Annotated in this window: 11 protein-coding genes and 1 other annotated feature; of the genes, 4 read left to right on the top strand and 7 right to left on the bottom strand. The window is 40.0% G+C overall.

Translation table 11 applies throughout. The annotated features are described in order from the left end of the window. Positions 1-5: 5 nt before the first annotated feature. Together BO26_RS24765 and BO26_RS00650 are read left to right on the top strand one after the other, a co-directional pair. Positions 6-128 carry a hypothetical protein gene (locus BO26_RS24765; protein WP_477706993.1) on the top strand — a complete coding sequence of 41 codons (123 nt, stop codon included), beginning with the start codon at positions 6-8 and terminating at the stop codon, positions 126-128. A 438-nt stretch (positions 129-566) separates the two neighbouring features. Beyond that, on the top strand, positions 567-1085 hold the full coding sequence (locus BO26_RS00650; protein ID WP_036768099.1) for an Ail/Lom family outer membrane beta-barrel protein: 519 nt from the start codon (positions 567-569) through the stop codon (positions 1083-1085). Between the two features lie 76 nt (positions 1086-1161). Here BO26_RS00650 and BO26_RS00645 read toward each other — a convergent pair whose 3' ends face one another. Next, positions 1162-1926 carry a YciC family protein gene (locus BO26_RS00645; RefSeq protein ID WP_036768098.1) on the bottom strand — a complete coding sequence of 255 codons (765 nt, stop codon included), beginning with the start codon at positions 1924-1926 and terminating at the stop codon, positions 1162-1164. Between the two features lie 438 nt (positions 1927-2364). Here BO26_RS00645 and ompW point away from each other — a divergent pair, with 438 nt between their 5' ends. Further along, positions 2365-3006: an outer membrane protein OmpW gene (ompW, locus tag BO26_RS00640; RefSeq protein ID WP_036768097.1), complete on the top strand. Its 642-nt coding sequence runs from the start codon at positions 2365-2367 to the stop codon at positions 3004-3006. A 58-nt stretch (positions 3007-3064) separates the two neighbouring features. On the opposite strand, the gene trpA is transcribed toward ompW, so the two are convergent. From trpA to BO26_RS00610, 6 genes are read right to left on the bottom strand one after another with little or no spacing between them, the layout of a single operon-like run. Next, on the bottom strand, positions 3065-3871 hold the full coding sequence (gene trpA / locus BO26_RS00635) for a tryptophan synthase subunit alpha (protein ID WP_036768096.1): 807 nt from the start codon (positions 3869-3871) through the stop codon (positions 3065-3067). Beyond that, positions 3871-5061: a tryptophan synthase subunit beta gene (gene trpB / locus BO26_RS00630; protein WP_036768095.1), complete on the bottom strand. Its 1191-nt coding sequence runs from the start codon at positions 5059-5061 to the stop codon at positions 3871-3873. The genes trpA and trpB overlap by 1 nt, the downstream gene beginning before the upstream one ends. Before the next feature lie 42 nt (positions 5062-5103). Beyond that, positions 5104-6465 (bottom strand): bifunctional indole-3-glycerol-phosphate synthase TrpC/phosphoribosylanthranilate isomerase TrpF, encoded by a 1362-nt coding sequence (gene trpCF, locus BO26_RS00625; protein WP_036768094.1) that lies wholly within the window; start codon positions 6463-6465, stop codon positions 5104-5106. A gap of 2 nt (positions 6466-6467) precedes the next feature. Beyond that, positions 6468-7466 carry an anthranilate phosphoribosyltransferase gene (gene trpD / locus BO26_RS00620; protein WP_036768093.1) on the bottom strand — a complete coding sequence of 333 codons (999 nt, stop codon included), beginning with the start codon at positions 7464-7466 and terminating at the stop codon, positions 6468-6470. 14 nt (positions 7467-7480) lie between these two features. Next, entirely contained in the window at positions 7481-8059 is a 579-nt protein-coding gene (locus BO26_RS00615) for a glutamine amidotransferase-related protein (RefSeq protein WP_036768092.1), read from the bottom strand. Next, on the bottom strand, positions 8059-9627 hold the full coding sequence (locus tag BO26_RS00610) for an anthranilate synthase component 1 (protein WP_036768091.1): 1569 nt from the start codon (positions 9625-9627) through the stop codon (positions 8059-8061). The genes BO26_RS00615 and BO26_RS00610 overlap by 1 nt, the downstream gene beginning before the upstream one ends. Before the next feature lie 27 nt (positions 9628-9654). After that, positions 9655-9754 (bottom strand) — a sequence feature (Trp leader region). A 968-nt stretch (positions 9755-10722) separates the two neighbouring features. Between BO26_RS00610 and BO26_RS00605 the strand changes: the two genes are divergently transcribed. Beyond that, positions 10723-12366 carry a glycoside hydrolase family 18 protein gene (locus BO26_RS00605; RefSeq protein ID WP_051690817.1) on the top strand — a complete coding sequence of 548 codons (1644 nt, stop codon included), beginning with the start codon at positions 10723-10725 and terminating at the stop codon, positions 12364-12366. Positions 12367-12454 lie beyond the last annotated feature (88 nt).

The following is a 12454-nucleotide window of genomic DNA, read 5'->3' as shown; positions in this document are numbered from 1 at the left end:
TGCCTGTGGAAAAAAATGGCAGAAATGTAAAACCAAAAGCGCTGTTTACTGATTTTGAAATAAAAATTGAGCAAGAAACCGTTGAAAGGGTTATGTCATCTTGTGGAGCCAAAAGTATAGCGGTTTAAAGCAGTAGATCTAATACCGCCGAACCCAATTTATGTTATGACCTGTCAGCTCCATAGTTTTTATAGCTATGGGGTTTGCCAGGGTAATGATTTTATGTTTATTTTTTCTATGAAAAGGCAGTTAGCACATATAACCGGAATAGGTAAATAAGTAGAATAGTGGAGATTAAATTATTCAACACATCAATAATAATTTCTACTATCTTGGTATATAAGTCGTCGAAGGAACCATTATGCGAGTTAGCTCTCTGGTAAATCAATTTTCTATAATAAAGAAATAAGGTTTTTTGCTGAATTTACCATAATCATAGAGTTTTTTCTTTATTAAACGGGAAATTAACAATAAAGAGAATTTAGTTGTTTCCGGTTAATTGTTGGTAAACAATACCGGCTCGCAATTAGTTGTTTTTATATTTTATACAATATTAGGGATTTTCAATGAAAAAAACATTGGTAGCCTCAGTAGTGGCAGTAGGTTTATCTGTATTCGCATTTGCAGCAAATGCCGGTGAAAGTACTATTTCTGGTGGCTATGCTCAGGGACATGTAAAGTATGATGGTAATAAACCTAATAAAGACCCAAAAGGTTTTAACATAAAATATCGTTATGAGTTGGATGATCATTTCGGTGTTATTAGCTCGGCCACATATACGGGTTACGATTTCAAATATGGTGATAAAAAACTCACCAAACTTGATATGGATTATTATTCTTTGATGGCTGGCCCTACATACCGTTTTAATGAATATGTGAGTGTATACGGTCTGGTTGGTGCTGCACGCGGAAAAGTTAAAGGCCCTAATGATTATTCAGAAAGCAAAACATCTGTTGGTTATGGGGCAGGATTACAGTTTAATCCTATGCCAAATCTGGCTATCGATGCATCCTATGAATATTCAAAACTGGGTGACCTTAAAGTAGGCACTTGGGTAGTGGGTGTTGGTTATCGGTTTTAATCAAATTTGCTAATTTATATTTAACCTGGTTAGCACTATTTTGAGAAGATTCCCTGTCGTGAGACAGGGAATTTATTTATTTTTGTTGTGAAGAGGCGACTAGCATATATAAGCGGAACAGGTAGATCAGCAGAATGGCAGAGATCAAGTTATTCAATACGCCAAGCGTGATTCCTGCCATCTCATTATGAATGAATGTCAGACGGTCAATAATAAACGCTATTAAGAGTTTTGCAGTCAGCCATAATAGAATTGCCGGAATCAGTAAACGAATATTGGCAAATGCCAATTTCCAGCTTGCTTTCATAGAGGCAAAAATACCACTACGTTCAACGGTCATGATAATGGGTGATAAAGCCAAAGTAACAGACAAGATAATTCCTGGTATCAGCATTACCATCAAACCAAGTTGAATCAGTAGAGTACATACCAATAGCAGTAAAAACAATTTCGGTAATTGGCTTGCGGATAGACCAATTGCCTGTAATGAAGAAATACGGTTTCCTGCTGAAATTGCTGCGACCAGCGTCAGTACACCACCAACCAGTAGCACACTGCCCACCATATTAGAGAAAATGGTTCCGATACCTGCACGCATGATCATTGACTGTTGCTCTGGGGTCATTTGAGACACGAGATCCTGAATACCGGCCTTGCCTGAGGTTGCAAAAGTGAATTCTGCTTCTGTCAGCAATTTCATCTGTTCGCTGTCAGGAACAAATAGGTGCCCCAATAAGGTGGTTATCAGCGCCGCCAGAACGGCCAGGGTCAGGATACTTAACAGTTGATTCTTGAAAAAGTTAAAACTGTCACGGTACAGGGTATTTGCCGTGATTGGCATGAAGCAGCTCCTATCAGGTTAAACAACAATGCATAGTGGTTGATTGTACCTTGTTATGGGGAAACGTGGATAGTAGAAAGGAGAGGGTACGGATAAATTAGCGGTTGGTCGTGATTGTTGATGGTAGAAAAAAGTTCTTCATATTATATTTTTGATATAAAAATAAACAAAAAATTAACCTTATTAAAACATAATGGAAATATAATGAGATGAGAGATAAAACATCGGAATTGATATATAAATAGAAAGTTGCTAACCGATTAATAACGAAAAAACTTTGATTTGCATCAATTTAAAATAATTCATTATTGAAATAATAATATTGCAAATATAAGATTTTGCTTAAATTATTTAAAAGATGTGATCTGTCTTGGATCATAATTTCAAATATATGGGTATATTTTGGTTTACTTTAAATAACAGGAAATGGGATGAATAATGAGAAAACTTTCGGCAATTGTATTAGCAGCGGCAACTTTAGCACCATCATTTGCTTTTGCGCATCAAGCAGGTGATTTTATTTTCCGTACGGGTACTGCGACGATAAGACCTAATACTGGCTCTGATAATGTATTAGGGGTGGGTTCTTTTAGTGCGGATAATAATACTCAGATGGGTTTAACCTTCAGTTATATGATTACCGATAATATAGGTGTTGAATTACTGGCAGGGACACCTTTCCAACATCAGGTAAGTTTACCGGGTGTTGGTGATATTGCTAAAGTAAAACATCTGCCACCGACATTAATGGCACAATATTATTTCGGTTCTAAAGAAAGTCAATTTCGCCCCTATGTTGGTATCGGTCTGAACTATACCACTTTCTTTAATGAAAAATTCAATGGTAATTCAGCTGTGAGAGATAACAACTTACATAGTCTGGATTTAAAAGATTCTTGGGGTGTTGCGGGACACGTTGGTCTGGATTATGAGTTAGATCAGAACTGGATGTTAAACGCCTCTGTATGGTGGGTAAACGTAGAGACAGACGTAAAATTCAAAGCGGGTGATCAGCAATATAAAATTGATACCCGGCTTGATCCATGGGTATTTATGTTTGGTGTCGGTTATCATTTCTGATCAGAATCAAGTTTATTTGATATGAAAAAAATGGGGCAAAATTTGCCCCGTTTTTTCTCTAAACTTGAGTTGCAGATTTCATTTTTGAGACAAATTCAGTCAGTTCTTTCTGCATTATTTCTGGTTGAGAAAGATTTCCTTCAATAATTTTGACTATGGCAGATCCAGAAATAACTCCAGCCGCTCCGCTTGCTAGCGTTTCTTTGACCTGTTCAGGTTCTGAAATACCAAACCCTTGTAATGGTGGTGCGGCATGATATTCTCGCAACTTATTGACCAGATGATTTAAAGGCTGTTCGGCGCGTCTTTCTGTACCGGTAACCCCAGGTCTGGATAATAGATAGGTATATCCTCGGCTATTGGAAGCGATTTCACGTAATAATTCATCTTCTGCATTGGGTGGACAAATAAAAATAGGTGCAATTCCGTGTTTTATCGCTGCGGTACGGAATGGTCGTGATTCTGATATAGGAACATCTGCAACTAATACAGAGTCGATATTTGCATCTTTGCAACGTTGATAAAATGCGTCTATCCCATCATGAAAAACCAGATTTGCGTACATTAATAAACCAATTGGAATATCAGGGTATTTCGCTCGAATCTTTGAGAGTAATTCAAAACAAAGGGTAGGAGTGACATTTGAGGAAAAAGCACGTAAATTGGCATTCTGAATTGTCGGGCCATCAGCCAGCGGATCAGAAAAAGGAATTCCCAATTCAAGTGCATCAGCTCCACTGGCAATTAGTGTATCAATAATTTTCAGTGATAATTCCGGATTTGGATCTCCCAGTGTGACAAAGGGGATAAAAGCACCTTGTTTAAGATTTTCCAGTTTCTTAAATAGTTGTTTGTAACGTTCCATTAGATTTCCCCCCTTGATTTTAAAATATCATGAACAGTAAATATGTCTTTATCACCACGACCGGATAGATTAACGATCAATAATTGTTCTTTATCTGGAGCCTGATGGATCATTTTCAAAGCATAAGCCAGCGCATGTGAGGATTCGAGAGCGGGAATAATGCCTTCCTCGCGAGAAAGCGTTTTGAATGCTTCTAATGCTTCATCGTCAGTGATAGAAACATAGTCAGCTCGCCCGATATTATTTAGATAAGCATGTTGAGGACCAACGGAAGGGAAATCCAGGCCTGCTGAAATAGAATAAGATTCTTCAATCTGGCCTTCATTTGTCTGCATCATGGGTGATTTCATACCAAAATAGATCCCCGTTTTGCCATGTTTCAGTGGGGCACCATGTTTACCTGTTTCAATACCGTGTCCGGCGGGTTCAACACCAATCAGCCGTACTGAGGTTTCTGGAATAAATTCCGCAAACATACCAATAGCGTTGGAACCACCACCAATACAGGCCAACACGGCATCGGGCAAACGTCCCTCCTTTGCTAATATTTGGGACTTGGCTTCTTCACCAATCATACGTTGGAACTCCCTAACCATCGTTGGGTAAGGATGCGGGCCTGCGGCAGTACCTAATAAATAGTGAGCCTTGTCATAGCTACCAGACCAGTCGCGCAGTGCTTCGTTACAGGCATCTTTCAGCGTTGCAGAGCCGCTGTAAACCGGGATAACTTTGGCTCCCATCAGACGCATGCGGAAGACATTAGGGGATTGGCGCTCAACATCTTTAGCCCCCATATAGATACGGCATTTCATATTTAAAAGTGCGCAGGCAAGGGCGGTTGCTACACCGTGCTGGCCGGCACCGGTTTCTGCAATAATTTCATGTTTGCCCATACGTTTGGCTAGTAACGCTTGACCAAGTACCTGATTGGTTTTATGAGCGCCGCCGTGTAATAAATCTTCGCGTTTCAGATAAAGGCGGGTTTTGGTGCCTCTGGTCAGATTACGACATAAAGTTAATGCAGTGGGTCTGCCTGCATAGTTTTTCAGGAGGTTTTGAAACTCTTGTTGGAATTCGGGATCTTTCTGGGCGTCAATAAATGCTGCTTCTAATTGATCAAGGGCCGGAATAAGGATCTGCGGCACAAATTGTCCACCGAAATCACCAAAATAGGGGTTAAGTTTACTCATTATTCTATTTGTCCATGTAATTAATCAGAAAATTGTTGCTGCTTAGTAGCAGCGCAAACGTTGAAAAACTTTATTCAATTTATGACTGCTTTTGATACCGGGTGAGCTTTCGACGCCGGAGTTAAAATCAAGCCCTGAGCAGCCATATTTTGCTGCTTGCTGGCAATTTTCTTCGTTTAATCCACCGGCTAGCATGACATTGTCGAGTGATTTTTCTTCAAGTAATTGCCAGTCGAAACTTTTGCCCGTTCCGCCTTTGCCGTTATCAAGTAAATAACGATCAATATTTCCTGCTTTGGTATGGAATGCGCCTTTTGACACATCAATGGCTTTCCATATTTGGCAATTTTCGGGCAATATTTTTCTAAGTTCTTGAATATAAATTTCGCCTTCAGCCCCATGCAATTGCACTGCTGCCAGAGAAAGGGTATGGGCGGTATGACTGATGAATGTTGATGATTGATTTTGAAATACTCCTACATATTTGAGATTTGCTGCATTGATGATTTGTTGGGCTTGTTGGATATTAATCTTACGAGGTGAATGTTCAGCAAATATCAAACCACCATAAACAGCACCTGCCTGTAATGCCGCTTTAGCATCTTGTGGACGAGTTAACCCACAGACTTTATTTTCACCCAAAATGAGTTGACGTAATGCTAAATCCAGATTGGGTTGGGCCATCAAAGCACTACCAATCAAAAAACCATTAGCATAATGGCTAAGTTCACGAATTTGTTGATGCTGGTGGATGCCTGACTCGCTGATAACAACGGTTCCTTCCGGTAACTGGGGTGCAAGTTGTTTGGTCCGGTTTAAATCGATAGAAAGATCTCTTAGATCACGATTATTGATACCAATTACTTTGGCTTTTAGTGTAATAGCTCTGCTTCGCTCTTCTTCTGAGCTGACTTCAGTCAGTACGCCCATATTCAGGCTGTGCGCAAGTTCGGACAACGTAATATATTGTTCATCATCAAGGATGGAAAGCATCAGTAAAACCGCATCTGCCTGATAATAACGAGCAAGGTAAATCTGGTAAGGATCGATAATAAAATCTTTGCACAATACTGGTTGAGGAACAGCATCACTCACCAGTCGAAGGTAATCGTAGCTACCCTGGAAATATTTTTCATCAGTCAATACAGAAATGGCGGCAGCATAAGGTTGATAAGTTTTCGCTATCTGGATTGGATCAAAATCCTGGCGAATAAGTCCTTTTGACGGTGAAGCTTTTTTGCATTCCAAAATAAAAACGGTCTGTTCATTGCTCAGCGCTTGATAAAAACGACGGCTGCTGGTGGCAATGGAATCAATAAAACTTTTCAGCGGTTGTTGTTGCTTACGTTCAATAAGATATTTTGCTTTATCATTAACAATTTTCTGTAAAACGGTAGCTTGCATTGTTAACTCCTTGCTGCAAGTGCAGTGACTCGTTCATAAGCTCGGCCACTATGGATAGTTTCAAGAGCTTGTTGTGTGTTATGACGTAAATTTTCCTGTCCATGAATTTTCATCAACAGGGCAACGTTAGCGGCAACGGCATCAGCATGGGCTTTCTTACCTCGACCCTGTAACAATAGACTCAGCATTTCGCGGTTATCTTCCGGTGAACCTCCTCTTAATGCATCTATTGGATGACTTTGTAAACCAAAATCTTCAGCATTTAATTGGTAACAGGTGATTTCATCACCGTTAAGTTCCGCGACTTTTGTTGGTGCATGTAGGGCAACTTCATCCATTCCACCACTGTGAACAACGGCTGCTCGTTGATAGCCCAGAACTTGCAAGGTGTGGGCAATGGGTTCAACCAATTTGGGGTGGTAAACACCAATTAATGCCAATGGCGGGCGTGCTGGATTAATCAAAGGACCTAATACGTTGAATAAAGTGCGGGTTTTTAGCTGTTGACGTACCGGCATCGCGTGGCGGAATCCACTGTGATATTGCGGAGCAAATAGAAAACAGACGCCGATTTCATCCAGAGCGGTGCGTGCACATTCTGCACTGACATCAAGTGCGATACCAAATGCAGCCAGCAGATCAGATGAACCTGAACGACTGGAAACACTGCGGTTGCCATGCTTGGCTACTTTGATATCACAAGCTGCTGCGACAAATGCACTGGCTGTCGATATATTGATACTGTTCGTACCGTCACCACCTGTTCCAACAATATCGCAAAAAACATAGTCTGGTCGTGGAAATGGCAGAGCATTTTCCAATAACGCCTGAGCTGCGCCGGCAATCTCTTGTGGTTGTTCACCGCGTAATTTCATGCTGATCAATACAGCTGCGAGTTGTGATTCGCTTAATTCTCCCTGGATTATGGCTGAAAACAGTTGCTTGCTTTCTTGTTGTGTCAGTATCTGCGCACTGAATAATTTGTCGAAAATAGGCTGCATTTTCATCCTCCCTTTTAATTCAGCGCCCAGGTCAGAGTTTGTTCAAGTAATCTGGCCCCATGTGTTGTGAGAATAGATTCTGGATGGAACTGAAATCCACAAACCTTATGTTTGTCGTGGCGAACAGCCATAATGGTGTTGCCACAACGGGCTGAAATGGTCAGTTCAGATGGAATTTTGCTACCCGTCAGAGAGTGATAACGGGCAACGGGCAAAGGATTTTCCAGATTAGTGAACATAGCCTGATTATCATGTTCTGCCAGAGAGGCTTTGCCGTGCAGGATTTCATCAGCGACGCAAATCTCTCCGCCATATGCTTCAATAATTGCCTGATGTCCAAGGCAGATACCAACCACGGGAATTTTGCCGATTATTTGCTGGAGTAACTGAGGCATGCAGCCCGCATCAGAGGGTTTACCAGGTCCTGGTGACAGTATCAGTAACGGAGATGGCAGTATTCTGAACTGTTCCATAATGATTTCGGTTGCAACGGTATTACGATAGATAACAACCCGATGATTATTGCTGCGTAATTGATCGACCAGGTTATAGGTAAATGAATCCACGTTATCGAGCAGAAGAATATTTGCCATCAGAAAATCTCCTCTGCCTGATGAGCTTCAGTAATTGCACGGATGACGGCTCTTGCTTTATTGCGAGTCTCTTCAGCTTCTGCTAAAGGTACCGAATCCAGCACTACACCCGCGCCAGCTTGCACTGTCGCTATGCCGTCTTCCACGTAGGCAGAACGGATAACGATACAAGTATCCATATCACCTTTGCTGGTGAAATAGCCGACAGCGCCGCCATAGCTGCCCCGACGTTCATTTTCATAATCGGCAATAAGTTGCATGGCTCGTACTTTTGGTGCACCGGTAAGCGTTCCCATATTCATGCAAGCTTGATAAGCATGAAAAATATCCAGGTCATGGCGTAGTGTTCCCACGACGCGGGAAACCATATGCATAACAAAGGAATAGCGATCCACTTTTGTCAGGTCGGCGACATAGCGGCTGCCGGGTTCACAAATACGGGCTAAATCATTGCGGGCCAAATCAACCAGCATCAAATGCTCAGCTAATTCTTTATGATCTGTACGCATTTCAAGTTCTGTCCGGCAGTCCAGATCTGCATCTAATTCTCCGGCAGCGTTGCGTCCACGAGGACGTGTGCCAGCAATAGGATAAATTTCAATCTGGCGGTTGGATGCATCATATTTAAGCGCGCTTTCAGGAGAAGCACCAAACAGGCAAAAGTCTTTGTCCTGCATGAAAAACATGTAAGGGCTTGGATTACGATGTTTAAGTTTTTGATAAGCATTAAGTGGTGCTGGACAGGGCAGAGAAAAGCGTCGTGAAGGAACTACCTGAAAAATATCGCCTTGATGGATAGCTTGTTGTAATCGTGCGACTATTTCTGCATATGTTTTGTCGTCCTGATTACACGAAACTTTCATTGCAGGTACAGCGATTTGTTTGATGGGTTGAGCGGGTTCGGTAAGTAGTTCTGTCAGTGTTTTCAGCCGTTGTTTAAGGCGTTGATTTTCTTCCTGAGAATCACTAAAAAGACTGATTTGCAGGCGGGTATTTTTATTTTGGTGGTTGATCACCAGTAAAGTTTCTGCCAGGTAAAAGCAAAAATCAGGACAGCGTTGAACCGTTTTTACTTTGGGTAACGGTTCGAATCCGGCCACCAGATCGTAAGAAAAAAGACCGCCAACGAATACCGCTTCTGCGTTGTATTGTTGTGGCACTTCCATCAGAGAAAGCAGGGCACGTAATGCATCAAATACTGATAGAGCCTTCAATCGATTATCTTCATCCATCATATCGTGGTTAGTCTCAGGGAAAATCAGTTGAAGAGAATCGTGTTTAATTTCGGTTTTAACGTTTTTAGTCAATTTTTTGGCGAGAAAAGGTAATAAATTTCGACCATTTTCTGTCAGGGCATCAAAAGTGACCGTATTACCGTTTGCACTGACACGCAAGGCACTGTCGATGATGAGTAGGCTTTTCAGGCTTTTTTTGCTATTAATTTCCGCAGATTCCAGCAATAACGTTGCCGGACGCTCACCGCAGAGTTGATTGAATAGTTGCGCAGGATCGGGTTGATAAGCGGTTTCCTGCTCAATGATGATTAGTTTTGGTTGTTTATCCGTCATTTCTTTGTCCTGATAATGAATTACATATACAAAAAACCCGCCTTGTGGCGGGTTTTGGTAGTTTGGCACTATTGATTTATGTGCGTGACCATACCGCCCTTCATGGGAAGTAGTGCCACCAACGGATAGACATCATAAATACAGTCATTTTCAGTGCCTCTTTAGTATTGAGATAATATATAAGACAACCTTGCCTTAACTTGCGTACTAGTAAACTGGAACGATGTTGATATGTCAAGGGGAGATGAAAAAATATTGTTATATACCGAATGAACTTCAAGATGCTTGAGCCGTCAGACATAAAAACATTTAAATTCAACAACATAATCGTTTTCAAACATGCACTTTGAAATGTCTTGAGTATATACCTGATAGATTGCAGGTTGCAGCGCCGAGGCAAGTGAGCAGCAACTGGAAAGATGAAGAGTATATTTTTGCAGGCTCGTTGAGTAAGGGGAATGGGTTATCAGAACACGATCTTTTATTCCGTAGGCTTGGTATTATAAGAGAATGCTTATCATTTTTAATTGTATATTATAAATATATATTTCAGGAAAATTAAAATTTTATTAAGAATTTGATCTTAAAGATACTATCGGGTAATAGAAGGTATTTAATTGTATTAATTTTTATAAAATAATTTTTTTACTGTTATAAATAACTGACATTTTTATTTTAAAATATCATTATGATACATATTTAATATTATTACATATATAAATTCCCTTCCATAGAAAACAGGATTTAACTTTAGTAAATCTGGGTTATGCAGCATGATTAGTTGGATTTTTCTTTGGTCAATAGGCAGAAGATGAGAATAGATAATTAATTTTTATTCCTGCGTATGAAAAAAAGAGGTTTAACAGATGTTACGGTGAGAAGTAATATTCCATGGCTCTAATATATTGTGTTATTTAAAATTTAAATCCTTATAAAGATAAGCTATGTAATCCTTTATATTCAATATGTTATAAGTATGCCAGGGGGAAATTTCTTTAATCTGAATACTTATAAATCTCTACTCAATGCTGGCATAGGTTGCCATAATTTAATTCTTTGATAGTTAAACCAATTGTACTGTTAGTGGAGTCAAGTATGAATGAAAATGAACCAAAAGCAGATAGCCAATTAGTCTATAAAACTGATCCTGGCTATAAGAATGGTAGCGAACTTATGGGTGAGGGCGCTGCGCAAAAAACTTATGATCTAAATAAGTTTGATCCTAAAAGCGTTGATAACGCATTATCGTATACACCAACAAGGCTTGCTAAAACAGTTTTCAATACTTATGACGAGAACGATGATTTTGGTGTTTTCTGTTATTTATCTGATTGGTCAATCTATGATGCGCGTTTGGTTGACACAGCAAGCGAAGATGATTTTAAAAAGAATGGTGGCAGAAGTGCTGATTTAATGCGCTTTAAAGGCGATAAAGAACAAGGAAAGCCGTTTAAAAGAATTGTCTTCAGCTTTGCTGGTATTATTGGTGATCCCGGGGAGAAGAAAGCAACTATCATTGCGGCTGCGGGTGAAAATGGATGGAAAATGGGGAAAGCCGAACAAGATATTCTTGAGAATCACGAAGGCAAACCTATTCCAATTGATCCCTGGGCTGATGTTGCCGCTTATCTTAATTGTGGCTTTACTGGGTGGAAGGGTGATGTTTGGGATTTATATGAGCAAGCTAAAGCACAGGGAGTATTAGGCGGTTTACGTTTACTCAAGGCAGAAAATCCAGATCTGGAAATTGCTGTCAGTGTTGGTGGTTGGTCAATGAGTGGGGCTTTTTATAAAGTTTGTCGTGATGAGAAGCTGCGCCAACGGTTTGTTGAGGGGGTTAAAGATTTATACACCAGATTTCCCATGCTAACTCATATTGATCTTGATTGGGAATATCCCGGTTCTGCGGGAGAAGGTAATCAATTTGATAAAGATGATTATAAGTATTTTGCTGAGCTTATTAAGGATTTAAAAAAAGCAGATATCAGTAATTTGAAAGGAATTAGTATTGCAGCTTCTGCTGATATAGCAAAAATGGAAGCAGCCCATATTCCAGAATTGATCGCTGCCGGTGTCAATGAAATCAACTTAATGACTTATGATTTCTTTACATTAGGCGATGGAAAACTTTCTCATCATACCAATCTTTATCGCGATAAGGATGACCAATATTCTAAATATTCAATCGATGATGCAGTGAATTATCTTATCTCTTTAGGTATTAATAAAAAATTTATCTATATCGGTTATTCTGGTTATACGCGTAATGCCAGAACTGCGGAGTTAGAGAGCAAAGATAATGAACAACTTGTTGGAAAATATACTGATGGAACATCCACGGTAGGGAGTTTCGAATACAGCGTAACTGAATGGACAGATATTATCTATAACTATGTTGACTATGAAAATCAAATAGGCCGCAATGGATTTTCAGTTATTCATGATCCGGTTGCGAAAGCCGATTATCTTTACAACAAAGATCTTAAAGTGTTTATGTCATTAGATACGCCTCGTTCAGTCAGAGAAAAAGGTCGCTACGTTAAAGAAAAAGGACTTGGTGGTTTATTCATTTGGTCCGGAGATCAGGATAATGGCTTATTAACAAATGCTGCTCATGAAGGATTAGGTCGTAAAGCAATAAAAACAGTCATAGAAATGGAGCCGTTTTATTTCGAAGGTGAGCTTCCTTCTTACGATAAACCTAAAGAGAAGCAGTGTGAAGCGTGTAAATTAAAGTGAATTTATGCTTTAAAAGATCTCACTACTTAAAGTGGTTATAGTTTCTATAACTGCTCTGTTCAGGTGTTTCCGATTAATTAGGTTGGGA

It is taken from the genome of Photorhabdus australis DSM 17609 (assembly GCF_000711895.1).
Classification (GTDB): Bacteria; Pseudomonadota; Gammaproteobacteria; order Enterobacterales; family Enterobacteriaceae; genus Photorhabdus; species Photorhabdus australis.
This window is presented reverse-complemented; position numbering and strand designations above follow the sequence as displayed.